Origin of the sequence: Hymenobacter norwichensis DSM 15439, from assembly GCF_000420705.1 — a bacterium.
In the GTDB taxonomy this organism is placed as follows: Bacteria; Bacteroidota; Bacteroidia; order Cytophagales; family Hymenobacteraceae; genus Hymenobacter; species Hymenobacter norwichensis.
The window spans coordinates 302,647-327,439 of sequence record NZ_ATVL01000008.1 but is presented as its reverse complement, the minus strand read 5'-3'; the positions used below and the strand labels follow the sequence as shown (position 1 = coordinate 327,439).

Here is a 24,793-nt window from a genome sequence, read left to right as displayed (position 1 = left end):
GAGTGTTACCCAGTTCGATGCTGGCTACTAAGCTCTGAGACTTACTTCTGCACCACCGTCACCAGCTCCGGACTCTCGAACATCCGCACCGGTGAAATCGCCCTCTCATTCAGCGGAATCTGGTTGCCGTAGCGCTCCTTGAGCTTCGCTTGCACGGCCGGGTGGCTCAGGTCGAATTGACGGAGGGTTTCAAGCTGACCGATTTCGCGGCCGGTTGCTTGTTGGTACATTTTCCAGAGCAGTTCGGAGCAATAGATTCGGTCGTCGGACCAGCCGAAATACAGGTCGTAGCTTTTGCCGCGGTACTGCTCGCCGGCTGCCCGTAGCCGTTGCAGCGTAGCGGGCGTCAGGACGGTTTCGGCGTCGTGGAGGCGCTTGACCACGAACTGGCCGCCTTTGCCGCGGGCCACCCAGGCCGCTAAGGATGTTTCGCTCACCGGTTGCACGGCCTCGAATACACGCCATTCCGTGCCGCGCCGAAACAGGATGCCGCAGTGGCTGTAGGGCGAGTGAGTGGCAAGCTGAATGGCCCGGCTTTGGGTGGAAGTAGAGGTCTGAAAAATAAGGTCGCCGTTGTGGAGCTTGGGCCTGATAGAATCCAAGGCCATTGTAGCGCGTTCGTCCTGCTCTTGCTGAACTTGGGCTATGCGCTCCATGAATGTTTTACGCTGTCTATATGGCCTGTACAAGTAAATAAGCCCATACAGCAACAGCGGCAGTAATAATAGATATCTAAGCTTCATAGCACGACCAGCTTCCGCAGTAGCAATGCAGCATGCCATGCAGTGCGGATTCAGCTGGTAAGCTACGTCAGGAAGCTGCTTTTCTCCTCAATCGGATGTGGCTCCCACAGGAATATTTGCACGCCCGGACGCATAATTTTCTTGTCCAGTTTCCTGCAAATGGCAGCAGGCTGGGTGGCAACTTGAAATAGAAGTTGCTACAGACATCGTTTTTGCGCCGGAACCGTAGCAGGCTATATCTGTGCAAACGATTTCGAGAGGTTGCTGCTTGGCTACCTGACTAGACAGAGCGATACTCGTTTTGGCTAAGAAAACCGGGTTATGAGCGGGTGTATCCGAATTTCCTCCACGATTTCCTGCCTATGAGTGAATAGCACTACTTGCCTTGCATCTCTGTCGTTGCTACTCGGTCTACAGGCCTAGTGGTGGCGTTTCCTGCCGCTCTCTGAACCTGCTTGCCTGCTGGCAAGAACCCCAACAAATTCCCGCATTCGTATGACCCCTCCCTTACCAAACCCAGCCCATAATGGGCTGCTCCGGCGTGCCGCTCTGTTTCCGTTGCCCTGCGTTGCGCTGCTGGGCACACTTAGCCTGGCCACGCCCCAGGTAGCTAGTGCCGCCACTTTTCCGGCGCGGCCTACCGCTAATCCAGCCGTAGCCGACATCACCATCAAGGGCCGGGTGCTCGATGAAACCGGTGGGGGCTTGCCCGGCGTGAACGTGGTAGTGAAAGGCACTACCAACGGCGCCCAAACCGACCCCGACGGCCGCTACACCATCACGGCGCCCGAAGACGGCACGCTGGTATTCTCCTACGTGGGCTATACCGCGCAGGAAGTAGCCATTGGCGGCCGCACCACCGTTGACCTCACGCTGGCTCCTGATAGCAAGGCGCTGAGCGAAGTGGTAGTTGTCGGGTACGGCACCCAGAGCAAGCGCGACCTGACTGGCGCCGTAGCGCGGGTGGAAGGCACCGAAATCGTCAATCAGCCGGTGCAAACCGCCACCCAGGCCTTGCAGGGCAAGATTGCCGGCGTACAAATCACCAACGACGGCACCCCCAACTCGCAACCCGTGGTGCGGATTAGAGGCACGGGTACGCTGCTGGCCGGCGCCAACCCCCTCTACGTGGTGGACGGGGTGCAAACCACCGATATCCGGAACCTAAGCAACGCCGACATTGCCACCATCGACGTGCTGAAAGACGCTTCGGCGGCGGCTATTTACGGGGTGCGCGGGGCCAACGGCGTTATCATCATCACCACTAAGCAGGGGAAGCTGGGCAAACCGCTCCTTAGCTATAGCGGTACCGGTGGCTTCAAGCAGGCGGCCAACCTCATAGACATGGCCAACTCCAGCCAGTACACCAGCTACCTGCGCGACATTTCCCCCACCCAGACCATTCCCGACTACGGCAGCACTTCCACCGACTGGTACGACGAGATTCTGCGGCGCAGCACCTTCCAGAACCACAATCTGGCGGTGTCGGGAGCCAGTGAGAGTGTACGCTACTACTTCTCGGGCAACCTGTTGCAGGATGATGGTATCGTCATCAACAACAAGTTTAAGCGCCTGACGGTGCGCTCCAACACGGCCTTCGACTTATCGGAGAAAATCACCATTAGCTCGCAGGCCTCGTTCAGCCACGCCGATACGCGCGACGTGAACCTGGGCACGGCCTACGGCAACGCCTACCGCGCCGCGCCCATTATCGTGGCCAAGGAAGGCGGGCTGTACGGCAACATATCGGCGTTCGGCAACGTGGGCAACCCGGTGCTCAACATCGAGAAGAACAACAACCGCTCCCGCGAAAACCGCTTGCAGGGCAACGTGGGCATTGATGTGAAGCCCGTGAGTGGCCTGACGTTGCGCTCGGCCATCAACGTGGATTTGAACTACAACAACCGCCGCGTGTATGATTACCAGTACCTCAACGACCAGAACACCTTCCTGACGGCGGGCGGCAACCAGCGCAACCAGCGTAGTTCGTTGTCGGTGGAGCAGAACAACAACTACCGCTACCTTTTAGAAAATACGGCCACTTTCCAGAAGGTGCTGGGCGAGGCCCACAACCTGACGGTGCTGGTCGGTAATGTGGTGGAAGAGGGCCTAAACGACCAGTTTTCGGGGTTGCGGCGCGATGTGCCCACCGACCCCAACCAGTGGTACCTCGGCTCCGGCGACCCGAACTCGTCTGCCAACGGCTCGGCGGCCTCCAAAGACCGGCGAATTTCCTATCTCGGCCGCGTCAACTACACGTTCAAGGACCGCTACCTGTTCACCACCAACCTGCGGCACGATGCCACCTCGAAGTTCAACCGTGACCGGCGCAACGGCTTCTTTCCGTCGGTGGGTTTGGGCTGGGTGATGTCTGACGAGGCCTTTTTGCAGAACAACACCGTGCTGAACTTCCTGAAGCTGCGGGCCAGCGTCGGGCAACTCGGCAACGACCAGATTCCGGCTGATACCTATATCATCACGGCCAATTCCAACATTCCGTACGTGATAAACGGGCAGCCCGTGTTGGGTGCCACCATCACTGAACTCAAGGATGCCGACGTGCGCTGGGAAACCACCACCGAGTACGATGTGGCCGTGGAGTTTGGCTTGCTGGACAACCGCCTGACCGGCGAAGTGACCTACTACGACAAGCGCACTTCCGATGCCCTCATCCCGATTACGATTCCCGGCATCCTCGGCGACCCCAACAACCAACTCATCACCAACGCCGCCGACATCACCAACCGCGGTATTGAAGCGGGCCTGAACTGGCGCACCAGCATCGGCGAAAGCCAGGATTGGAGCTACAACTTCGGGATGAATGCCACTTTCAACAAGAACCGCATTGCCAACCTGAACGGCGGGCAAGCGCTGTTTGGCGGTACCAACCTCGTCACGCGCTCCGACAACGGCGTGGCGGCCGGCAGCTTCTACCTGCTCGATGCCATTGGCGTGTACCAGTCGGCCGATGAAATTGCCAGCGGCCCCCGGTCCACGTTCAACCCCCAAGTCGGTGACCTGAAATACGCCGATACCGACGGCAACGGCACCGTGGATTTGCGCGACCGGTCGTACTTCGGCTCCTATCAGCCGCCGGTGTACTACGGCATCAACGGCGGGCTGAATTTCCGCAACGTGGACTTCTCGTTCGTGTTTTCGGGCAACCTGCGCAACAAAGTCTACAACGCCAAAAAGCAGCTGCGCACCACCAATACCGACAACGTGGAAGCTGAATTCGCTAACGACCGGTGGACCGCCAGCAACCCCTCCAACACCAACCCCCGGGCCCTGATGAGCAGCATGCCCAACTCCACCTATTTCCTGGAAAAAGGGGATTTCCTGCGCCTGACTAACGTGGTAATTGGCTACACAATACCCGGCGCCGCGCTGGAGCGGCTGCGCATGACTTCGCTACGAGTATTTGCCTCCGCCCAGAACCTGTTCACGGTCACCAACTACAGCGGCTTCACGCCGGAGCTACCGGGCGGGCCGCTTGATTCTGGCATCGAAAACCCCACGTCTACGACCAGCGCCTATCCTACCACCCGCACGATTACGCTGGGGCTGAACGTCAATTTCAAATAAGCTACGCCGATGTCTTTTCAAATACCCACTTCCTTCCCGCGCCGCGCTGGCACGGCCGCGCTAGCTTGCACTTTGGCCCTTTTTAGCGGCTGTAAAGATTTTTTGGACGTTGCGCCGCAGGGCCAGCTCAGTGAAGACGCCATCCGGACTGACCCCGCCGCCGCCCAAAAGCTGGTAGATGGCGTGTATAACGTGATGTACCTTGGTGGTTTCGGCCCCGATGTGCACGGTTTGCAGTTCGTCATCCTCACCGACATTGCCTCCGACGACGCCGACAAAGGCAGCACCCCGAGCGACTACGCCGATGCCGCCGCCGTGGACAATTTCACCCTCACGTCCACCAACAGCAACATCAATAACTGCTGGAACGGCTATTTCCAGGCCGTGGGCCGCGCCAACCAAGCCCTCGACAAGATTCCGCTGAGTCCAGCTTCCGATGCCGAGAAAAACCGGCTGATAGGGGAGGTGCGCTTCCTGCGCGGCTACTTCTACTTCAACTTGGTGCGCCTGTTCGGTGGGGTGCCCAAGCTAGACCGGGTGCCGGCCGCCTCGGAAATCAACAGCCCCGAGTTTCAGCGCCGCGCTAGTGTAGAGGAAATCTACCAATTCATTGTCAGCGACTTGCAGTTTGCGGTGGATAACTTGCCCCTGAAAGCCGCTACCCAAACCGGCCGCGCCACCAAGGCCGCCGCGCAGGGCATGCTGGCCAAGGTGTATCTGTATCAGAAAAACTACCAGCAGGCCTACGCCCTCACCAACGAAATAATTCAGGGCCGCTCGGGGGCCTACGCGCTGTACCCCACTTACGCCGACATCTGGCGGACGGTGGGTGCCAACAGCTCGGAGTCCATCTTCGAGGTGCAAACTGGTATCAATGCGGCTTGCAACAACTCGGCCATCGAGTTGTACACCGTTAGCCAGGGCCCCCGCTCCGGTGGCCGCGGCGGCTGGGCCGACTTGGGTTTCGGGTTCAACACGCCCACCCAGGCGCTGGCGAATGCCTACGAAGCCAACGACGTACGCCGGGCCGGCAGCATCATCTTCATCAATCCTACCGCGCCAGCCGGGCAACGTTCCACTGGCACCGTGCTCTGGGACGGTTTCCGGATTCCAAGCAAGGATTCGGTGGAAGGGTTGCGCTACAGCTACAAGGCCTACCACAGCCGCACCCGCGAGGCCAACTGCGGCAACAACGATTTCCTGCCCAAGAACGTCCGGGTACTGCGCTACGCCGAAGTGCTGCTCATCAACGCCGAAGCGGCTTTGCAAACTGGCAACACCACCGCGGCGGCTACCAACCTGAACCTGGTGCGTACCCGCGCGGGCTTGGCGGCTATTACGGCGCCCACGCTCACCCAAATCTGGCAGGAGCGCCGCGTAGAGCTGGCTCTGGAACACGACCGGTTCTTTGACTTGGTGCGCCAAGAAAGCGTGCAGCCTGGCCGCATCGTGCCCATTTTCGCAGCGCAAGGCAAGACGTTCACCAAGAACAAAAACGAAATCTTCCCCATCCCGCAGCCCCAAATTGACCTCAGCGGCGGCCAGCTCACCCAGAACCCAGGGTACTAGGCAATAGCCAGAGGAACGTCATGCTGAGCTTGCCGAAGCATCTCTACCGCTTTGTGTGAGCAGTTCATTGAAGCGGTAGAGGTGCTTCGGCAAGCTCAGCATGACGTTCTTTTAGCTCGTACTGTCCGTTGGTAAAAAATAATGTATGAAAGCAAAACTCCTCCTTTTCCTCTGCCTCCTGCTGCCCAGCTTGCTTTTCGCACAGCAGAAAGCGCCTGTTAAAAAAGCACCGGCTGCAACCGTCAAGTTCAACGCCAAGCAACGCCCCCGCAACCTCTCCGATGAGCAACTGCTCGACCAAGTGCAGCGCCAGACGTTCCGCTATTTCTGGGACTTCGGGCACCCGGTATCCGGCATGGCGCGCGAGCGAAGCAACGTGGCCTATGAGTACGGTAACGAAGTGGTGACGACTGGCGGCACGGGCTTCGGCATCATGGCCATTATCGTGGCGGCTGACCGTAAGTGGATTACGCGGGAACAAGCCGCCACGCGCATCCTTAAAATCGTGAAGTTTCTGGAGAAGTCCGATTCGTTTCACGGGGTGTTTCCGCACTGGTTGAACGGGGCTACGGGCAAGACCATCCGGTTCAGCCAGAAAGACGATGGAGCGGATTTGGTGGAAACCTCGTTTCTATTTGAAGGCCTGATTTGTGCCCGCCAGTACTTCACCCAGGAAACCCAAACCGAGCGGGACGTGCGCAACCACATTCTGTGGATGTGGGAGAATGTGGAGTGGAACTGGCACACCCAAGGCGGCCAAAACGTGCTGTATTGGCACTGGAGCCCCAACAACGGTTGGAGCATGAACCACCAGATTCACGGCTGGAATGAGTGCCTGATTACCTACGTGCTGGCCGCGTCGTCGCCGAAATACGCCATCGACAAGAAGGTGTACGACCAGGGTTGGGCCACCGGCGACTATTTCAAAAACGGCAAGGAGTTCTACAAAACCAAGCTGCCGCTGGGCTTCGACTACGGCGGGCCGCTGTTCTTTTCGCACTACTCGTTCATGGGCCTCGACCCGCGCGGCCTCAAAGACCAGTATGCCGACTACATGCAGCAAAACCAGGCCCACACCCGCATCAACTACGCCTACTGCGTTGATAATCCCAAGAAGTACAAGGGCTACGGTCCCAACAACTGGGGCCTCACCGCCTCCGACAGCTACAAAGGCTACGCCGCGCACTCACCCAGTGAAGATTTGGGTGTGATTTCGCCCACCGCCGCGCTGTCGGCTATGCCGTACGCGCCCCAAGAGTCGATGGCGGCGCTAAAGCACTTCTACAACGACCTCGGCGACAATATCTGGAGTGAGTACGGATTCGTGGACGGGTTCAGCGAGCAGCATAACTGGTACGCCAAGTCGCACCTTGCCATCGACCAGGGCCCGATTGTGGTGATGATAGAAAACCACCGCAGCGGGTTGCTTTGGAAGCTGTTCATGAGCAGCCCCGACGTGCAGCGCGGCCTCACTAAACTAGGCTTCGAGAGTCCTCAACTGAAGAAGTAACAGCTGACGAAAAAACACCCGCGGCGTCGTTCCAAGCAATGTAAGGAACGACGCCGTGGGTGTTTTTTGGCTATTTCTGCCGTAATACAGAGTTATCCGGCCAAAGCAACTGCCGGGGCAGCAGCTCGCTTGCGCCGCCGGAAAACCAGAGCCACGCAAAACAGGATGCCGCCTAGCACCAAGGCCGCGCCCACCCAATCAGGCGAGGTATAGCCCAAGCCCGCCGCAATAGGCAAGCCGCCCAGGTAAGCGCCCAAGGCATTGCCGGTATTAAAACCCGATTGGCTTAGAGAAGAGGCCAGCATTTCCGAGCCTTTCGCCGACCGGATCATCAGCATTTGGATAGGAGCGGCTGTAGAGAAGGCAAGTGCCCCAGTCAGCATGGTGATGAGAATGGTGGACACCTGATACTGCGCCGCAAGCGGGACAAGCAGCAGCGAAACCGTCATGGCCAGCAGCAGCCAAGTGGTAGCCCGTAGCGGCGACATTCGGTCGGTGAGCCAGCCGCCCAGCAGGTTGCCCAACGACATGCCTACACCCGCCAGCACCATCAGAAACGTAACGGCATTGTTGCTGAAGCCCGCCACTTCCGTGAACAGCGGCACGATATAGCTGAACCACGCAAAAAAGCCGCCGTTGCCCAGAATCGTGATGCCGATAATCATCCAGGGTTCCAGGTGTGTGAAGGCCTGAAACTCCTGCCGCAAGTTGGTTTCTTTGGCGGGAAGCGCCGGTAGCCAACGCCACACACTCAGCACTGTGAGTGAAGCCACTATTACAATCAGCACAAAGGGAATCTGCCAGCCGTAGTTGTGGCCCAGATACGTGCCAATCGGTACGCCAATGATGTTGGCAAACGTTAGCCCCGCAAACATCATAGAAATGGCCCGCGCCTCTTTGCCTGGCTCGGCTAGCCGCCCCGCCACTACCGCGCCTACCCCAAAAAACGCGCCGTGTGGCAGCCCCGAAAGAAATCGGGTCAGGAGCATGAGGTGGTAGCTGGAAGCCAGCACCGACAAGCCGTTGCCAATGGCAAACAAGGCCATCAGCAACGCCAGAATCCGCTTGGGTGGCATCTTCACCGTGAAGGCCACCAACAGCGGCGCACCTACCACTACACCCAGCGCATACGCCGAAATGAAGTGCCCGGCCGCCGGAATGGTGAGATGCATAGCCTTGGCAATATCAGGCAGAATACCCATCATGACGAATTCGGTCATGCCAATGCCGAACCCGCCCAGCGTGAGAGGAACCAGTGCTAGTTTTGATTTCATGGAAAGCTTGTTTGCGCGTTCAGGAAGAGGCGCAATAAAAAACGTGTCGGGTCAGCAGGACCCTTTGAAGAAAGCCTACACAACCCGACACGTTTCTATCTTGTTCAAAAAATAATCGACAAGCAGCAAGAACGTCATGCAGAGGCGCAGCCGAAGCATCTCGCATGTTGATGCTGGATTACTGTTGCAACGTCAGCACGCGAGATGCTTCGGCTGCGCCTCTGCATGACAGTTCCGGTAGATAAGTTCTACGTCAGCATGCCGCCATCCACCTGCAACACTTGGCCGGTGATGTAGCTGCTGTTGTCGGAGGCGAGGAAGGCGGTGGCTTTAGCCACGTCTTCGGGCGAGCCGCCGCGCTTGAGCGGAATAGCTTTGCGCCACTCGTCCACCTGTTTCTGGTCGAGGGCATCGGTCATTTCAGTTTCAATAAAGCCGGGCGCAATGGCGTTGCAGCGGATATTGCGCGAGCCCAGTTCCAGCGCCACCGACTTCGTAAAGCCGATAATGCCCGACTTCGAGGCGGCGTAATTGGCCTGGCCGGCATTGCCTTTGATGCCAACCACCGAAGTCATGTTCACGATGCTGCCAGCTTTGGCGCGCATCATAGGCTTAGTAGCGGCTTTGGTGAGGTTGAACACCGATTTCAGGTTCACGGCCATCACTTGGTCCCACTGCTGCTCGCTCATGCGCATCAGCAAGCCATCCTGCGTGATGCCGGCATTGTTGACGAGAATGTCGAGCTTACCGAACTCGGCTACTACGTCTTCCACCATCTTTTCGGCCTCCGCGTACACCGAGGCGTCGGAGCGGTAGCCTTTCACTTTGGTGCCGTGGGCGGCTAGCTCTTCTTCGAGCTGCTGGCCTTTCTCCACGCTGGAGAGGTAGGTGAAAGCCACCTGAGCGCCCAGTTGGGCGAAATGCACCGCAATGGCGCGGCCGATTCCTTTGGAGGCACCCGTAATGAGGGCCACTTTTCCGTCGAGCAGTTTAGTCATGGGACGAAGGTAGTAAAACAGGCTATTAGCTGTTGGCTACTGGCCGTTAGCTTTTTTGCAGGTAGCACCAGCCACTACCTAGCGCCCTTTGGTTGGGTGCTTTGCCGTAGCTTGCGCCGCGTTTTACATCAGCCGGAAGCTAACGGCTAGCAGCCAGCAGCTAATAGCTCGAAAAACATGCTTGAAACCGATATCTGTATTCTGGGAGCCGGGCCCGGTGGCGCTACGGCCGCGCTGCACCTCGCCAATGCCGGCCAGCCCTGCCTGCTCCTCGACCGCGCCACATTCCCCCGCGACAAAGTGTGCGGTGATGCCCTCAGCGGGAAAGTGCTGGCCGAGCTGCGCCGGATCGGGGCCGATTTGCCAGCCCAATTGGAAGCCGCGCCCATGCAGCTGCCTTCGTGGGGCATCGACTTCTACGCCCCCAACGGCCGCCGCTTATCGGTGCCGTTCAAGCCCCGTTACAACCCAAGCGTTGATGCCGCCGCCGGCCACATCAGCAAGCGCATCGACTTCGATAATTTCCTGATTGAAGAAGTGCGCCGCCGCCCCGAAATCGAGCTGCGCGAAGGAGTGGACATCAGCCAGCACGAACAGCAGCCCGACGGCCGCTGGCTACTTAAAGACGCCGCGGGGGCACCTGTGGCGCTGGCAAAGTTGCTGCTAATAGCCAACGGCGCTCAATCCGCGTTTGCCCGGCAGATTGGCGGCCACGCCCTGGAGCCGGCCCACCACTGCGCCGGACTACGGGCCTATTATAGCGGCGTAACCGGCCTGCACCCCGATAACTTCATCGAGTTGCATTTTATTCAGGACTTTCTGCCCGGCTACTTGTGGGTATTTCCGCTGCCTAATGGCGAGGCCAATGTGGGCGTGGGCATGCTCACCGAAGCTGTATCCAAGCGGAAAGTAAACCTGCGGGAGCGGCTAGCGGAAATGCTGGTTACGCACCCCGCCTTGAAAGACCGGTTTGCCACAGCCGAACGGCTTGGGCCGGTGCGCGGCTTCGGCCTGCCGCTAGGCTCGAAGCGCCGCCAGCTCTCCGGCCCCAACTACTTGCTCCTCGGCGACGCCGCCTCCCTCATCGACCCGTTTAGCGGCGAAGGAATCAGCCACGCCATGGTATCGGGCCGCCACGCCGCCGACTGGGCCGGCCGGGCCTTGGCTGCGCAACAGTTTACCCCGCAATTTCTGAGTGGTTATGACAAAGCCGTGTACAAACGCCTCGGCCAGGAACTACGTCTGAGCCGCGTGATGCAGCGGCTGCTCAATTATCCGTGGCTGTTCAACTTCATTGCCAACCGCGCCGCTAACAACCCCACCATTGCCGAAACGCTGTCGATGATGTTTCTGGACATTGATATGCGCGAACGGCTACGCAAACCTAGCTTCTACTTCAAGCTGCTAGTAGGCAGTAAGTAACACTAAGCTTTGGATTGGCAACGTGAATGCTTTGCCTAATACTCACTCCGTTTTTGCATTATGCCGCAGCTTTCTGCCGTTACTCCAAGTAGCGGCGTAGGCTTTTTTCGGCTTCGGGATTGAGCGAAAAAGCTTTCGCCAAATCGGCTTTGGCTTCTGTGGGCTTATTAAGGGAAGCGTGGCTGATACCCCGGTATTCGTAGGCGTCGGCAAACTCAGTATCTAGGTTGATAGCAGCCGTAAAGTCAGGAATAGCTGCCCGGAAGTTGAGGGTCTGCATCCGGGCCACGCCGCGCCCGAAATACGCTTCCTTGCACTGCGGATTATACTGCGTGGCCTTGGTGAAATCGGTAATGGCGGCAGGATACTGCTTGAGCTTCAGCCGGGTCAGGCCGCGCTGGTAATACGCATCGGCATTGGTAGGGGCAAAGCGGAGCGCCATGTTCAGGTACGCAATGGCCGTGCTGTACTCTTTCACGTGGCTTCTGGCTTTGGCACGAGCTAGTAGGCCTCGCACGTCGGCAGGGGCGCTAACTGCTACTGCCTCGGGAGCCGTAGCGCGGTAGTCAGTCTCCTCTGGAAGGCCGGTTTCCGTGGCAGTGGTAGCTAGTGCAGTACTCGCCGTAACCAGCGGCGTGGTATCCGGCATTACCAGTGGAGCCGCCCGCTCCAACCGAAACGCCCGCTGTGAGGCAGGGGTTAATCTTTCTTTTTCAGAGGTAGCACACTGCGTGCAAGTCAACACAAGGCCAGCAGCAGAGAGGAGGAGTAACAGATGGCGAACCATAACAGAGCAAAGGGGCGCGAGTGGGAGGGAGAACGGAGCGTAGAAGATACGGATTTCAATGAAAACCACCAGATTTTGCTACGATATGTTATACGTACTAATCCGGTGAAAGTGGCTATAGGCCTGCGTATGGCTTCAAACTAGGCTTTATACGGGGTGTAGCGCGGCTTCGGCTGCCACAGGTCCGCTGCCGGGAATTACCAGCGGTAGTAAGCTGTTGAGGAGACGCGCCGCCTGCCTATCTTTGCCGACCCCTGGATGGCAACTCCGGCCGGCGGCGGGTATCTATATTCTCACCTTCAACCTGAATACACTATGGCATTGCAATACGACCTGGTCGTGGTCGGCTCTGGGCCGGGCGGCTACGTAGCCGCCATCCGCGCCTCCCAGCTTGGTCTGAAAGTTGGCGTCATCGAGCGGGAATCCCTCGGCGGCATCTGCCTCAACTGGGGCTGCATTCCCACCAAAGCCTTGCTCAAAAGTGCTCAGGTGTTTGAATACCTCAACCACGCCAGTGATTATGGCCTGAAGGCCGAGGGCGTAAGTTTCGATTTCAACGCCGTGGTCAACCGCAGCCGCGGGGTAGCTGATGGCATGAGCAAGGGCATCAACTTCCTGTTCAAAAAGAACAAGATTGACGCCATTATGGGCACCGGCAAGTTGCTGGCTCCCGGCAAAGTGGAGCTAACCAAAGCTGACGGCACCAAGGACACGGTAGAAGCCAAGCATATCATTCTGGCCACGGGTGCGCGCGCCCGTCAGCTGCCCAACTTGCCCATCGACGACAAGAAAATCATTGGCTACCGCAAAGCCATGAGCCTCGAAACGCAGCCCAAGCGCCTTGTGGTGGTGGGTTCGGGTGCCATCGGCGTTGAGTTTGCCTACTTCTACCGCGCCATGGGCTCGGAGGTGACGGTAGTAGAATATTTGCCTCGCATCGTGCCCGTAGAGGACGAGGAAGTGTCGCGCCAGATGGAGAAGTCGTTCAAGAAAATGGGCATCAACGTGCTAACCAGCGCCGAGGTAACCAAAGTAGACACCGCCGGCGACGGCTGCAACGTAACCATCAAAACCGAGAAAGGCGAACAGCAAATTGCCTGCGACGTGGTACTGAGCGCCGTAGGCGTGAGCACCAACCTGGAGAACATCGGCTTGGAAGAGCTAGGCATCAAGGTAGAGAAAGGCCGCGTTATCGTAGACGATTACTACCAGACCAACGTGCCCGGTATCTACGCCATCGGCGACATTGTACCTGGTCCGGCCCTGGCGCACGTTGCGTCGGCCGAAGGCATTATCTGTGTTGAGAAGATTACGGGCCACAATCCTGAGCCGCTCAATTACCAGAACATTCCTGGCTGCACCTACGCTACCCCGGAAATTGCCTCGGTGGGTCTTACTGAAGCTGAAGCCAAAAAGCAAGGCTACGACGTTCTGGTAGGCAAATTCCCCTTCTCGGCCTCCGGCAAAGCTTCTGCTGGTGGTGTGAAAGATGGCTTCGTGAAAGTTATCTTCGACAAGAAGTACGGCGAGTGGTTGGGTGCCCACATGATAGGTTCCAACGTAACTGAAATGATTGCCGAAGTAGTGGTAGCCCGCAAGCTGGAAACTACTGGCCACGAAATCATCAAGTCGGTGCACCCGCACCCGACTATGAGCGAAGCCGTGATGGAAGCCGCCGCCGCCGCCTACGGTGAAGTAATTCACTTGTAAGGCCGCCGTAGTTTTCAGTTGCTATACACAAGAACGCCCCGAAGCCATGCGGTTTCGGGGCGTTCTTGTGTGAGTGCAATTCTACTTGGGCACTGCTAGCACCGCATCGGCGAAGCCGAGTTTCCGGTAGGTTGGGTTGATACGCTCCTGAAGGGCGGTTTCGTCAGGCCGGAAGCTGGGTTGCTGCGGCACGCTGAAATCCCAGGTGCCTACGTAATTCAGCTGCCCGGCTTGTACTGTGAGTATATAGCGGGTGGCAGCTATAGGGCCTGCTTGGTTAGTAGGTTTGCGTAGCTCGTCGTTGCCATAGCTGTAATAATACTGGTATAGCGCGTAGGAGCCGGCTGGTAGTGTCACGCAGAACTCATTCTCTTTGCGACTTTTCATGGTCGGCTTTACTATCAGCCGCAATATTTTGTAAGTGGTAAGATTGACAAGCAGTACATGTTGCGGAAGCCCGCCGCTGCTAAACCCCAGGCGTTGGATGCAACTACCATATATTAGTCCTTTATCAGCAGGCAGCGGCCCCCGGCTGGCGGTCCAGGTAGCTACCGGTAGCAGAAACGTCGGAATCGACAATTGATCGAGCGAATCGGCGGCTAAGCCACCGGGGCCGTTATTGATGCTGAACGTGAGTGGCACAGTGTACGATACTGTAACGGGACGCCGGTTTTGTGTGCCCGGCTGCCACTGAATTCGAGTTAGGCGCTGTGCTACCCGTAGGGCTTCCGCGTCGAGGTCGGCCCGTACACCTTGTTTTACCTTGATGTCGGTGGTGCGGCCTTCCGGATTCACCAGGAACGATATAAACACTTTGCCCTGCACTTGGTCGCGTAGCGCCGACTTGGGGTAGCGCATACTGTCGGAAAGAAACTTCAGCAGTGCCGACGGTCCACCCGGAAACACGGGCATGGTTTCCTCATACCGATAAGACTTGTTGCGGCTGGAATCAGGTGGAACGGTCTGGTTCTGCGCTCGACTAATGGAAGAGTTGCCTAACAGGCAGATGAGGAGAAACAGAATACGAAACATAGCGGCCCGCAAGATACGGCACTCCGGCGGTAGCCCGGTAGCTACTGTTGCCTCCCAAGCCAATGTGTTCCGGACGACTTAAGTTAAACAATGCGGTTTGCCACCCGTATCCTTGCATATTCAATTCTGATTCTGCCGCCACAGCACCTTTATGAAGCTTTCTTATCGTTTATTGATTACCCTGCTCCTGATTGGAGTGGCCCTGGTGCTAATGGCGGCTCTCTTCAAAACGCAGCACTACCCTGGCAGCGACTGGCTGATTCTGTTGGGGCTGGCCATTCAGTTTATTGCCGGCGTGCTGGTAGTCTGGAAATTCGCCAACCGCCTTGATAAGCGAGAGTAGTTAAAATAGGGCTATATAAGGCTTGGCTTAAATTGTCTATAAAGCAGAAGCCGGTCGCCTCGAAGTGGTTCGAAGCGGCCGGCTACTTGGATTCGAATATCTGCGGAACAGCTGGACTGAACTAGCTGCCCCATATCCGAAGGTTTTACAGGCGGGGTGGGGTCGGCACCTGCATAAACGGAGCGTGGGAATTGGTTATCAGCTGATGGGGGGGATTCATTAGCTGATAACGAGAGCAATATTACAAAAGTATTTTAACTAGTAAGTGTTAGCTCACTAATATTTTGTGAGTGTATACTTACTTTCATTAGTGAATAAATTGTAACTTGTTGATAATTAAAGTGAAGCGTGAGATTGTGTTTTAATGGCTATAAAAAATATTTTTCAAAGCTGAGGTTAAGCAGCGACTATTCAGCTGAATATAAAGGCCACGCATAACTGTGGTCAATGTTATGGAGGCAGGCCGTACATGCATAAAAACTGTTCATGCCGACCTCTCGACTCTATAGAGTAGTCACCATAACTTACCAGTAGGCTGCAAATGCAACAGAGGCTTGAGAATATAGTTGAATCTACAATCCCAAGCCTCTGTTACGCGTATTGCTTCGGCTCAATGTTGTGCTCTACCCTTGCAGTACCTTGCTAGCCTGCCGCACCCGCGCTACTTTCTCCCGAATCTCGGCCAGGCCCAGGTTGTGTACGCTGCCTAGGTGAGTGGTATGAAACTCGCGGCGCGGTACGTAGCGGCCCTGGTCTACGGCCTGACCCACTTGTACATACGCCTCCCGGAACGGCACGCCCGCCTGAATGAGCTGGTTGATGTTCTCCACCGAGAAGATGCCGTCGTACTTCGCTTGGTTCAGCAGATCGGGCTTGATCTTTAGTTGGGGCAGCGCGAACAGCAGGATGTCGAGGATGTCGAGGAACTGCATCATCGGCTCGAACAGGATTTCCTTTAGGATCTGAAAGTCACGGTGGTAGCCACTGGGCAGGTTGTTGGTAGCCAGCATGATGGTGGTCGGCAAACCTTGCAGGGCGTTGCAGCGGGCCCGCACTAGCTCAAACACGTCGGGGTTTTTCTTGTGTGGCATGATGCTGGAGCCCGTGGTGAAAGCCGCTGGAAGCTCCACAAACGCCAGGTCCTGGCTGTTGTAAAGCACCAAATCGTACGCCAACTTCGAGAGGGTAGCTGCTACGCCTGCTAGTGCAAACGCCACAGTTTTTTCCGTTTTGCCGCGTAGCATCTGGGCACCCACCGAGCTAACTGCTAGATTGCTGAAGCCCATTTGTTGGGTGGTAAGTTGCCGGTCTATGGGGAAGCTACTGCCGAAGCCGGCGCCCGAACCCAGCGGGTTTTGGTCGGCTACGGTGTGGGCGGCTTCTAGGAGGGCCAGGTCTAGCAGCAGGTGCTCGGCGTAGGCTGAAAACCACAAGCCAAAGCTGCTGGGCATGGCCGCCTGAAAGTGGGTGTAGCCGGGCATTAGGTCGGCTTGGTGGGTTTCGGCTTTTGCCAGCAGCACATCCACCAAGGCCATAATTTGTGCGGCAGCTTGCTCGGTGTAGTCTTTCAGGAAGAGCTGGATGGCCGTCAGCACTTGGTCGTTGCGGGAGCGGGCGGTGTGGATTTTCTTGCCTGCGTCGCCGAACTTCTCGGTCAGGTAATACTCAATCTTGGAGTGCACGTCCTCGAAGCCCTCATCGATGGTGAACGTGCCAGCTTCTATCTGGGCAGCTAGCTCCGTGAGACCTTGTTGCAGCTGGGTGTTTTCCTGCTTGGAAATCAAGCCTACCGACGCCAGCATGGCCGCCTGCGCTTGAGAAGCCTGCACGTCGAACCGCGCTAAATAACCGTCCAGCTCCCGGTCACGGCCTACCGTGAACTGTTCTATTTTCTTATCGACAGCAATGCCTTTCTCCCAGATTTTCATGTGTTTGAATTTAAGCTAACATCTAATCCTCTTCCTCAGCTGAGGAGGGGCTAGAAGTGGTTGATAAATATTAGAATTAGAAACTAGCGCTAGTTATCGTTCAACGATTGGTCAACCACCCCTAACCCCTCCTCATCTGAGGGGAACTAGTTTCTAGTATTCTATAGCTGTAGCCCATCTAGTAAAGCTACGTACCCCCGGATGCCCGCCCGAATTTCGCTGAGCAATATGTACTCGTTGGGCGTGTGAGAACGGGCCGAGTCGCCGGGGCCAACTTTCACGGTATGGAAGGGCATCATGCTCTGGTCCGACAGCGTGGCCGAGCCGAACGTACGCCGCCCCAGGGCCAGCCCGCGCTGCACCAGCGGGTGCGTGAGGGCAATGCGCGACGAGTTGAGGTGGGTGGAACGCGGCGTCACGTCGGCCCCGACATGCTCCCGCACGAGCTGCACCACTTCCTCATTGGAATACAGTTCATTGGTGCGCACGTCTACTACAAACGTGCAGCGGTCCGGCACTACGTTGTGCTGCGAACCGGCCTGAATCTGGGTGACAGTCATTTTTGTGGGGCCCAGCAGCTCCGATACTTGCGGGAACTGGTAGTGCTGGAACCACTGAATATCGGGCAGGGCCTTGTAGAGGGCATTTTCGCCCTCTTCGCGGGCGGCGTGGCCGGTGCGGCCGTGCGCGACGCAGTCCAATACCACCAAGCCTTTTTCCGCAATGGCCAAATCCATCTGGGTCGGTTCTCCCACAATGCCCAGGTCGATAGGAGGGAGCAGCGGCAACATGGCCCGGATGCCGTTGGCCCCCGATACTTCTTCTTCGGCCGTAATGGCGCAAATCAGGTTGAACGGCAGGTTGGGTTGTTGATGGAAGTATAGAAACGTGGCTAGCAAGCTCACCGCCGAAGCGCCCGCGTCGTTGCTGCCCAGGCCAACTAGTTTGTCGCCTTCCTGCACTGCCGCAAACGGGTCGTAGGTCCAGGTGCTGCCGGGCTTTACGGTGTCGTGGTGGGAGTTGAGTAGGATGGTGGGTTTGCTGGCATCAATGGGCCGAGTGGTGGCCCAGACGTTGTTTTTGTCGCGCTGCGGCTGGGCCCCGTGGAAAGCCAGAAACCGAAAAATCAGGTCCGCCGTCTGGTCTTCTTCCCGCGAGAAAGAAGGAGTCTGAATCAGCTGAATTAGCAGCTGAATAGCGTCTTCGGAAAGACGCTCGATTAGCTCCGACATAAGATGGTTTTTACCGGCTCGTTGATTTTCAGCGCGTTTTCAATCACTACGCGCTCCACGCCGGCTTCCAGCGCGGCGAAGGCGTTATCCAGCTTGGGCACCATGCCGGCCGCAATGACGCCCTCGGCTTTTAGCTGCTGGTACTGGTCGGCAGTAATCTGCGGGATAACCGAGGCGTCATCGTTGATATCGGCCAGCACGCCGTCCTTCTCGAAGCAGAAGTGCAGCTCCACCGTGTACGAACCCGCCAACGCCCGCGCCAACGAACTGGCAATGGTATCGGCGTTGGTGTTGAGCAACTGGCCCTGCCCGTCGTGGGTGATGGCGCACAGCACCGGCGTAAGGCCCGTTTCCAGCAGCTGCCCCAGCAGTTTCGTGTTGATGCTGTGCTCGTCCAGGTCGCCCACAAAACCGTAGTCGATGGTGCGTACGGGCCGCTTGGTGGCTTGAACAACGTTGCCATCGGCCCCCGATAACCCTAGCGCGTTGACGCCTTGCGCCTGCAAAAGGGCTACCACTTGCTTGTTGGTTTTGCCGGCATAGAACATCGTTACGATGTCGAGGGTGGCGGCGTCGGTGATGCGGCGGCCTTCTACCATCTGGGGCTCGATACCAAGATTTTTCAGCATCTGGCTGGCACCTTTGCCGCCGCCGTGCACCAGGATTTTGCGGCCGGAAACCTGCGCCAGCGCCGTCAGAAACTCGCTGAGCTGGCTGGCATCGTCGATAATACCACCGCCGATTTTGAAAATTTTCAGGACTTCGCTCATGGGTAACGAAAAGATAAAATGCGGCTTTCAGGTCGGTGCAACTGCCAAAACAGCCCCTCCAACCGCCAAGTGGCTAACTCAGCCCCAAGCTGAGCGGGTGTTTTTGAAAGTAGGAAGGCAAAGTTTCCGAAAAAAAACATCTAGTTTTGCAACGATTTAGCGGCCCACAGCATTTTAAAGCCGCAGAAACCACCTCACACCGCTCAGCGGTGCCCGTCATGATTCGTCTCTCTTCTCCTGTATGCTTGCTGCGGCCCACGACGGCCCTGCGAACAATGCCAGCTTAAACGCTGGCTGCACTACTTTGGCTGTGTTTTTGAATACTAAAAACCAGCACGGGGAAGTTAAGAACACCCCACAGAAGAGACCATCTACGAATTAATCTGCCTGACACGAGTGTAAGCCATAGTGCGCCTTTTTCCGGTCATCTACCGGACTAACCCGCTCCCCGACTCATCTGCTGGTCCCGTCTCATTTCGGCTTGCCATCCTGCTGATCGTCAGTCAGTTACCGCGGAGCTTGTTACGCAAGCTTCATGTTTCCTTATCATCTTTCCAAGCTTGTTGCCGTATAGTAAGGCAACCAACTAAGCTTTGACCATGCTTTTACGAGTCGCCGATGCTGCCGATGCGCAGTATGTGGAAACCCTCTGTCAGTGGTACGCCGAATCCGCCAGAACGCGGGGCGTCGGCATCGCCAAGCGCGACCCCAACTATCTGGTGAAGAAGATGGTGAAGGGCGACGCCATCATTGCGTTCATCGACGAGCAGCTCGCCGGCTTCTGTTACATCGAGACCTTCGAGGACAACAAATTTGTGGTCAACTCGGGCTTGATTGTGAACACGGAGCTGCGCAAGGAAGGCTTGGGCCGCGCCATCAAGCACCGCGTGTTTGAGTTGTCGCGCACCAAGTACCCGGCGGCCAAAATCTTCGGTATCACGACCAGCGCGGCCGTGATGAAGATCAACAATGAGCTGGGCTACCGCCCGGTTACTTTCCCCGAATTGACCCAAAGCGACGATTTCTGGAAGGGCTGCTCTAGCTGCAAAAACTACGGCATCCTGATGGAAAACGAGCGCAAAATGTGCCTGTGCACTGGCATGGTCTACGACAAGCTCGACGACCAATACGGCCAAGTTGTACAGGAGTCTATTGAGATTCTAACACCCCAAAACCACTAATGAAAAAGGTAGTTTTAGCGTACAGTGGCGGCCTAGATACGTCTTACTGCGTTGTATATCTGACCCGCGAGCTGGGTCTGGAAGTTCACACGGTCATCGTCAACTCCGGCGGCTTTTCCGACGAAGAGCTAGCGGCCATCGAGAAGCGCGCCTACGAACTGGGCTCGACCAAGCACGAGGTAATCGACGTGACCCAGCGTTTCTACCAGGACTGCCTGCGCTACCTCATTTTTGGCAATATCCTCAAGAACGACACGTATCCGCTGAGCGTGAGTGCGGAGCGCATGTTCCAGTCGTTGGCGCTGGCTGAGTACGCCCGGGAGCACAAGGCCGACTACATTGCCCACGGCAGCACCGGCGCCGGCAACGACCAAGTGCGCTTCGATGTGGCTTTCTCGGTGATTTCGCCGAACACCGAAATCATCACGCCGATTCGTGACCTGAAACTGTCGCGCCAAGCCGAAATTGACTTCCTGAACCAGCACGGCTTCGAGATGAGCTGGGAGAAAGCCAAGTACTCCATCAACAAGGGTATTTGGGGCACCAGCGTGGGCGGCGTCGAAACGCTGACTTCCAACAAAGCGCTACCCGAATCGGCGTACCCGACGCAAATCAGCGCCACCGAGCCAACCAGCATCGAAATCACCTTCGAGAAGGGCGAACCGGTAGCGTTGGATGGCAAAACCATGAACCCTGTGGAGCTGATTCAGGCGCTGAACGAGCTGGCGGGTACCTATGCCATCGGCCGCGACACCCACGTGGGCGACACGATTTTGGGTATTAAAGGCCGCGTAGGTTTTGAGGCGCCAGCCCCGCTGATTCTGTTGAAAGCGCACCACTTGCTGGAGAAGCACACCTCTAGCCGGTGGCAGCTGCTGCACAAAGACTACATCGCCAACTGGTACGGCACGCTGCTGCACGAAGCGCAGTACCTTGACCCGGTGATGCGCGACATGGAGGCCTTCCTCACGTCGTCGCAGGAGCGGGTGTCGGGCAAGGTATTCGTGACGTTGAAGCCCTATCAGTTCGAGCTGCAAGGCATCGAGTCGCGGTACGATATGATGCGTTCCAAAGTGGCTACCTACGGCGAAGAAAACGACGCCTGGGACGGCCGCGACGCTAAAGGCTTCATCAAAATCTTCAGCAACCAGCTCCGCATTCACTCTTCCTTTAACGATGAAAATTAAGGTCGGCATTGTAGGTGGCGCCGGCTACACGGCCGGGGAGCTACTCCGCATTCTGCTGCACCATGAATACGCGGAACTAGGTGCCATCGTCAGTTCTTCCAACGCCGGCAACCCCATCCATCAAGTCCACGACGACTTGGTGGGCGAGACGGACTTGGTGTTTGTCTCGGAGCTGGCTGGTGATGAAGACGTGGTGTTTCTGTGCCTAGGCCACGGCAATTCCAAAGCGTGGCTCGAGAAACACGAACTGCCCGAAACGACGCACATCATCGACCTGAGCAACGACTTCCGTTTGGAAGCCGATGCGGAATTTGGTGAGCGGGAGTTCGTGTACGGGTTGCCGGAGCTGAACCGCAGCCGCATCCAGCAAGCCCAGAGCATTGCCAACCCCGGCTGCTTTGCCACGGCTATTCAGCTGGCCTTGCTGCCGCTAGCGCAAGCGGGCAAGCTGACCGACGATGTGCACGTGTCGGCCATTACGGGCAGCACGGGCGCGGGGCAGAGCTTGTCAGAAACGGTGCACTTCTCGTGGCGCACCAACAACATGTCCATATACAAGCCCTTCACGCACCAGCACCTCGGCGAGATAGGGGAGAGTTTGGCGCAGCTACAACCCAGCGGCGACATCCAGATCAACTTTATCCCGTACCGCGGCAACTTCTCGCGGGGCATATTTGCCAGCGTGTACACGCCGTCGGATTTGACGCAGGAGGAAGCGCGGGAGCTGTATCAGAAATTCTACGCCGATGCGCCGTTCACCACGGTATCGGACAAGGAGATTCACTTGAAGCAGGTAGTCAATACCAATAAGTGCCTGCTACACGTCCAAAAATTCGGCAAGCAGCTGCTCATCACGTCGGTTATCGATAACCTAGTGAAGGGCGCTTCCGGCCAAGCAATCCAGAACATGAACCTGCTCTTCGGCTTGCCCGAAACGACAGGCCTAGGATTGAAAGCGGGACTGTATTAACTCAAAAGAGTGTCATTTCTTGGCTATGCTTTGCTTGGAATGACGCTCTTATGCGCTGTTCGAAGTAAGTTTGCCCTAAGTTCTAACCTTTCAGCTCTCACTGCTATACTATGGAGCTTTTCAACGTGTACCCACTCGTCAACATCACGCCGGTAAAGGCGCTGGGGGCGAAACTTTGGGACGACAAGGGTCAGGAATACCTGGATTTCTACGGCGGCCACGCTGTTATTTCCATCGGCCACAGCCACCCGCATTACGTGCAGCGCCTCACCGAGCAGTTGCAGAACATCGGTTTCTACTCCAATTCGGTGCAGATTCCGATCCAAGCGGAGCTGGCGCACAAGCTAGGGCAGGTGTCGGGCTACGAGGAGTACTCGCTGTTCCTGTGCAACTCGGGTGCCGAGGCCAACGAGAATGCGCTGAAGCTAGCGTCGTTCCACACCGGCAAAAAGCGCGTGGTGGCCTTCAAGGGCGCTTTCCACGGCCGTACGTCCGGCGCGGTAGCCGCTACTGATAACCCTAAAATCGTGGCACCCTTCAATGCCGACCACGCCATTTCCTTCGTGGAATACGACTTGGCGGCAGTGGAGCAAGTGCTACAGGGCGGTGACGTGTGCGCGGCCATCATCGAGCCCATCCAGGGCGTAGGCGGTATCATCATGCCATCCGATGAGTTCCTGGTTGGCCTGGCGGCGCTGTGCAAGCAGTACGGCGCGCTGCTGATTGCCGATGAGGTGCAGAGCGGCTACGGCCGTAGCGGTAAGTTTTTCGCGCACCAGCACGCCGGCATCCGCCCCGATGTAATTTCAATAGCGAAAGGCATGGGCAACGGCTTCCCCATCGGCGGCATCCTGATTGCGCCGGAGTTGAAGGCGTCGTATGGTCTGCTGGGCACTACGTTTGGCGGCAACCACCTCGCCTGCGCGGCGGCACTAGCGGTGCTGGAGGTTATCGACCAGGAAGACTTGCTGGCCCACGCCACCGAGCTAGGCCACTACCTCCGCTCGGAACTGGAAATGAATGCCGGGGCCGAGGAAATCCGGGGGCGGGGCCTGATGGTGGGCATCAAGTACGATTTCCCCATCAAAGAGGTACGGGACAAGCTGCTCTCGGACTTCCATATCTTTGTAGGCAACGCCTCCGACCCGACAGTGCTCCGCTTACTCCCGCCACTCAACATTACCAAGGCCGAAGTTGACCGATTCCTACAAGCGTTGTATGCGCTGACAGAGAAATCGGTTAACGTCATTCAGCAGGCCTCCGCGCTGGACTAAAAGTTACTTCCCCTCCTTGCTTGATGCGCACCATCAGAGGAGGGGATTTTTTTAGGCCTAGCATAGCTTAAGTCACTCACTAGAATTTCCATCAACTGATGAAGCAAGTAAAGCTGGTGCTGGAAGACGGCACCGAAATCCAGGGCGAATCCTTCGGCGCGTTTACCTCTACTGCCGGGGAGGTAGTATTTAGCACGGCCATGACCGGCTACCCCGAAAACCTCACCGACCCCTCTTTCGCCGGCCAGATTCTGGTGCTCACCTACCCGATGGTAGGCAACTACGGCGTACCCGGCGAGGAATTGTACGAGTCGGTTTCCAAGATTTTCGAGTCGGATAAGATTCACATTGCCGGCCTCGTGGTGAACTACTACTCCGAGGAACACAGCCACTGGAACGCCGCCAAAAGCCTCGGTGACTGGCTCAAGGAGTACAACATCCCCGGCATCTTCGGCGTGGATACCCGCATGCTCACCAAAATCCTGCGGGAAAAGGGAGCCATGCTGGGTAAGATTGTGGCCGAGGAAGACGTGGAGCTGCACGACCCCAACCAGGACAACCTGGTAGCGCAAGTGAGCCCCACCGAGGTAAAGCACTACGGCAACGGCCAGCACAAAATCGTGCTCGTTGACTGCGGTACCAAGACCAACATCATCCGTTGCTTCCTCCAGCGCGACGTGGAGCTGATTCGCGTGCCCTGGGACTACGACTTTACCACGCTCGACTACGACGGCCTGTTCCTCAGCAACGGCCCCGGCGACCCGAAGATGTGCACTGCGACCATCGGCCACCTGCAAACCGCACTAGGCCAGGACAAGCCTATTTTCGGCATCTGCCTGGGCTCCCAGCTCATGGGTCTGGCGGCGGGCGGCGACACGTTCAAGCTGAAGTACGGCCACCGCAGCCACAACCAGCCGGTGAAACTCACGGGCACCCAGCGTAGCTACATCACCAGCCAAAACCACGGTTTCGCGGTGGATACTGACACGTTGCCCGCTGAGTGGTCCATGCTGTTCGAGAACCTCAACGACGGCACCTGCGAAGGTATTAAGCACAAAACCAAGCCGTTCTTCTCCACCCAGTTCCACCCCGAGGCCGCTGGAGGCCCCGAGGATACCGAGTTCCTGTTCGATGACTTCCTGAAAGCCGTTGCCGAGCACAAGGCGGCAAAGTAGAGTGAACTAGAGTGCTCTGCTGAATGCCTGCTTGAAAAGTGGGAGGCCAGTACGCTCGCAGTTTTTTTGAATAGCAGAATATAGGGTTCTTTGCGACTAGTAT

At 57.2% G+C, this 24,793-nt stretch carries 19 protein-coding genes; 11 read left to right on the top strand and 8 right to left on the bottom strand.

The genetic code is table 11. The features are described from left to right. Window positions 1-41: 41 nt before the first annotated feature. Window positions 42-656, bottom strand: coding sequence for a YiiX family permuted papain-like enzyme (locus tag G536_RS0112435; RefSeq protein ID WP_022823925.1), 615 nt, complete (start codon window positions 654-656; stop codon window positions 42-44). Between the two features lie 582 nt (window positions 657-1,238). On the opposite strand from G536_RS0112435, the gene G536_RS0112430 reads away from it, so the two are divergent. The 3 genes from G536_RS0112430 to G536_RS0112420 all read left to right on the top strand — a co-directional run bounded on the left by G536_RS0112430 (window position 1,239) and on the right by G536_RS0112420 (window position 7,407). Then, on the top strand, window positions 1,239-4,328 hold the full coding sequence (locus G536_RS0112430; RefSeq protein ID WP_022823924.1) for a SusC/RagA family TonB-linked outer membrane protein: 3,090 nt from the start codon (window positions 1,239-1,241) through the stop codon (window positions 4,326-4,328). A gap of 9 nt (window positions 4,329-4,337) precedes the next feature. Continuing rightward, window positions 4,338-5,897 (top strand): RagB/SusD family nutrient uptake outer membrane protein, encoded by a 1,560-nt coding sequence (locus G536_RS27640; RefSeq protein ID WP_022823923.1) that lies wholly within the window; start codon window positions 4,338-4,340, stop codon window positions 5,895-5,897. A 145-nt stretch (window positions 5,898-6,042) separates the two neighbouring features. Continuing rightward, complete coding sequence (locus G536_RS0112420; RefSeq protein WP_022823922.1) at window positions 6,043-7,407, top strand: glucoamylase family protein; 1,365 nt, start codon at window positions 6,043-6,045, stop codon at window positions 7,405-7,407. A 92-nt stretch (window positions 7,408-7,499) separates the two neighbouring features. On the opposite strand, the gene G536_RS0112415 is transcribed toward G536_RS0112420, so the two are convergent. Both G536_RS0112415 and fabG read right to left on the bottom strand, forming a co-directional pair. Beyond that, on the bottom strand, window positions 7,500-8,681 hold the full coding sequence (locus G536_RS0112415; RefSeq protein WP_022823921.1) for an MFS transporter: 1,182 nt from the start codon (window positions 8,679-8,681) through the stop codon (window positions 7,500-7,502). 248 nt (window positions 8,682-8,929) lie between these two features. Next, window positions 8,930-9,679, bottom strand: a complete 750-nt coding sequence (gene fabG / locus G536_RS0112410; protein WP_022823920.1) for a 3-oxoacyl-[acyl-carrier-protein] reductase — start codon at window positions 9,677-9,679, stop codon at window positions 8,930-8,932. 177 nt (window positions 9,680-9,856) lie between these two features. Here fabG and G536_RS0112405 point away from each other — a divergent pair, with 177 nt between their 5' ends. Then, window positions 9,857-11,101 carry an NAD(P)/FAD-dependent oxidoreductase gene (locus G536_RS0112405; protein WP_022823919.1) on the top strand — a complete coding sequence of 415 codons (1,245 nt, stop codon included), beginning with the start codon at window positions 9,857-9,859 and terminating at the stop codon, window positions 11,099-11,101. A 79-nt stretch (window positions 11,102-11,180) separates the two neighbouring features. Here G536_RS0112405 and G536_RS30630 read toward each other — a convergent pair whose 3' ends face one another. Then, on the bottom strand, window positions 11,181-11,750 hold the full coding sequence (locus G536_RS30630; RefSeq protein WP_169515088.1) for a tetratricopeptide repeat protein: 570 nt from the start codon (window positions 11,748-11,750) through the stop codon (window positions 11,181-11,183). Between the two features lie 453 nt (window positions 11,751-12,203). Here G536_RS30630 and lpdA point away from each other — a divergent pair, with 453 nt between their 5' ends. Continuing rightward, window positions 12,204-13,598 (top strand): dihydrolipoyl dehydrogenase, encoded by a 1,395-nt coding sequence (gene lpdA / locus G536_RS0112395; protein ID WP_022823917.1) that lies wholly within the window; start codon window positions 12,204-12,206, stop codon window positions 13,596-13,598. A gap of 81 nt (window positions 13,599-13,679) precedes the next feature. Here the strand turns inward: lpdA and G536_RS30625 are convergent, their stop codons facing one another. Then, a complete protein-coding gene (locus G536_RS30625; protein ID WP_022823916.1) occupies window positions 13,680-14,630 on the bottom strand; it encodes an energy transducer TonB in 951 nt (316 codons plus the stop codon). Window positions 14,631-14,781: 151 nt separating this feature from the next. On the opposite strand from G536_RS30625, the gene G536_RS32170 reads away from it, so the two are divergent. Further along, window positions 14,782-14,973: a hypothetical protein gene (locus G536_RS32170; RefSeq protein ID WP_022823915.1), complete on the top strand. Its 192-nt coding sequence runs from the start codon at window positions 14,782-14,784 to the stop codon at window positions 14,971-14,973. Between the two features lie 623 nt (window positions 14,974-15,596). On the opposite strand, the gene argH is transcribed toward G536_RS32170, so the two are convergent. The 3 genes from argH to argB all read right to left on the bottom strand — a co-directional run bounded on the left by argH (window position 15,597) and on the right by argB (window position 18,903). Further along, window positions 15,597-16,901: an argininosuccinate lyase gene (gene argH / locus G536_RS0112380; RefSeq protein ID WP_022823914.1), complete on the bottom strand. Its 1,305-nt coding sequence runs from the start codon at window positions 16,899-16,901 to the stop codon at window positions 15,597-15,599. A 161-nt stretch (window positions 16,902-17,062) separates the two neighbouring features. Beyond that, on the bottom strand, window positions 17,063-18,133 hold the full coding sequence (locus G536_RS0112375; RefSeq protein WP_022823913.1) for a M20 family metallo-hydrolase: 1,071 nt from the start codon (window positions 18,131-18,133) through the stop codon (window positions 17,063-17,065). Next, the gene (gene argB / locus G536_RS0112370) at window positions 18,121-18,903 is read right to left on the bottom strand and encodes an acetylglutamate kinase (protein WP_022823912.1); all 783 of its coding nucleotides are present in this window, start codon (window positions 18,901-18,903) and stop codon (window positions 18,121-18,123) included. Before argB ends, G536_RS0112375 begins: the two co-directional genes overlap by 13 nt. A 599-nt stretch (window positions 18,904-19,502) precedes the next feature. On the opposite strand from argB, the gene G536_RS31800 reads away from it, so the two are divergent. The 5 genes from G536_RS31800 to carA all read left to right on the top strand — a co-directional run bounded on the left by G536_RS31800 (window position 19,503) and on the right by carA (window position 24,690). After that, the gene (locus tag G536_RS31800; RefSeq protein ID WP_022823911.1) at window positions 19,503-20,084 is read left to right on the top strand and encodes an argininosuccinate synthase; all 582 of its coding nucleotides are present in this window, start codon (window positions 19,503-19,505) and stop codon (window positions 20,082-20,084) included. Beyond that, window positions 20,084-21,271, top strand: coding sequence for an argininosuccinate synthase (gene argG / locus G536_RS0112360; RefSeq protein WP_022823910.1), 1,188 nt, complete (start codon window positions 20,084-20,086; stop codon window positions 21,269-21,271). Before G536_RS31800 ends, argG begins: the two co-directional genes overlap by 1 nt. Continuing rightward, a complete protein-coding gene (argC, locus tag G536_RS0112355) occupies window positions 21,261-22,241 on the top strand; it encodes an N-acetyl-gamma-glutamyl-phosphate reductase (RefSeq protein WP_022823909.1) in 981 nt (326 codons plus the stop codon). Before argG ends, argC begins: the two co-directional genes overlap by 11 nt. A 110-nt stretch (window positions 22,242-22,351) precedes the next feature. Continuing rightward, on the top strand, window positions 22,352-23,515 hold the full coding sequence (locus G536_RS0112350) for an aspartate aminotransferase family protein (RefSeq protein WP_022823908.1): 1,164 nt from the start codon (window positions 22,352-22,354) through the stop codon (window positions 23,513-23,515). A 98-nt stretch (window positions 23,516-23,613) separates the two neighbouring features. Beyond that, window positions 23,614-24,690: a glutamine-hydrolyzing carbamoyl-phosphate synthase small subunit gene (gene carA, locus G536_RS0112345; RefSeq protein WP_022823907.1), complete on the top strand. Its 1,077-nt coding sequence runs from the start codon at window positions 23,614-23,616 to the stop codon at window positions 24,688-24,690. Window positions 24,691-24,793: the final 103 nt, after the last annotated feature.

Coding starts and splice junctions, on each gene's coding strand:
- G536_RS0112415 (WP_022823921.1), bottom strand. CDS start 8,681: ATGAAATCAAAACTAGCACTGGTTCCTCTCACGCTGGGCGGGTTCGGC.
- G536_RS32170 (WP_022823915.1), top strand. CDS start 14,782: ATGAAGCTTTCTTATCGTTTATTGATTACCCTGCTCCTGATTGGAGTG.
- G536_RS27640 (WP_022823923.1), top strand. CDS start 4,338: ATGTCTTTTCAAATACCCACTTCCTTCCCGCGCCGCGCTGGCACGGCC.
- G536_RS30630 (WP_169515088.1), bottom strand. CDS start 11,750: ATGCCGGATACCACGCCGCTGGTTACGGCGAGTACTGCACTAGCTACC.
- G536_RS0112375 (WP_022823913.1), bottom strand. CDS start 18,133: ATGTCGGAGCTAATCGAGCGTCTTTCCGAAGACGCTATTCAGCTGCTA.
- G536_RS0112435 (WP_022823925.1), bottom strand. CDS start 656: ATGGAGCGCATAGCCCAAGTTCAGCAAGAGCAGGACGAACGCGCTACA.
- argB (WP_022823912.1), bottom strand. CDS start 18,903: ATGAGCGAAGTCCTGAAAATTTTCAAAATCGGCGGTGGTATTATCGAC.
- lpdA (WP_022823917.1), top strand. CDS start 12,204: ATGGCATTGCAATACGACCTGGTCGTGGTCGGCTCTGGGCCGGGCGGC.
- argC (WP_022823909.1), top strand. CDS start 21,261: ATGAAAATTAAGGTCGGCATTGTAGGTGGCGCCGGCTACACGGCCGGG.
- carA (WP_022823907.1), top strand. CDS start 23,614: ATGAAGCAAGTAAAGCTGGTGCTGGAAGACGGCACCGAAATCCAGGGC.
- G536_RS31800 (WP_022823911.1), top strand. CDS start 19,503: ATGCTTTTACGAGTCGCCGATGCTGCCGATGCGCAGTATGTGGAAACC.
- argH (WP_022823914.1), bottom strand. CDS start 16,901: ATGAAAATCTGGGAGAAAGGCATTGCTGTCGATAAGAAAATAGAACAG.
- G536_RS0112350 (WP_022823908.1), top strand. CDS start 22,352: ATGGAGCTTTTCAACGTGTACCCACTCGTCAACATCACGCCGGTAAAG.
- fabG (WP_022823920.1), bottom strand. CDS start 9,679: ATGACTAAACTGCTCGACGGAAAAGTGGCCCTCATTACGGGTGCCTCC.
- argG (WP_022823910.1), top strand. CDS start 20,084: ATGAAAAAGGTAGTTTTAGCGTACAGTGGCGGCCTAGATACGTCTTAC.
- G536_RS0112430 (WP_022823924.1), top strand. CDS start 1,239: ATGACCCCTCCCTTACCAAACCCAGCCCATAATGGGCTGCTCCGGCGT.
- G536_RS0112420 (WP_022823922.1), top strand. CDS start 6,043: ATGAAAGCAAAACTCCTCCTTTTCCTCTGCCTCCTGCTGCCCAGCTTG.
- G536_RS0112405 (WP_022823919.1), top strand. CDS start 9,857: ATGCTTGAAACCGATATCTGTATTCTGGGAGCCGGGCCCGGTGGCGCT.
- G536_RS30625 (WP_022823916.1), bottom strand. CDS start 14,630: ATGTTTCGTATTCTGTTTCTCCTCATCTGCCTGTTAGGCAACTCTTCC.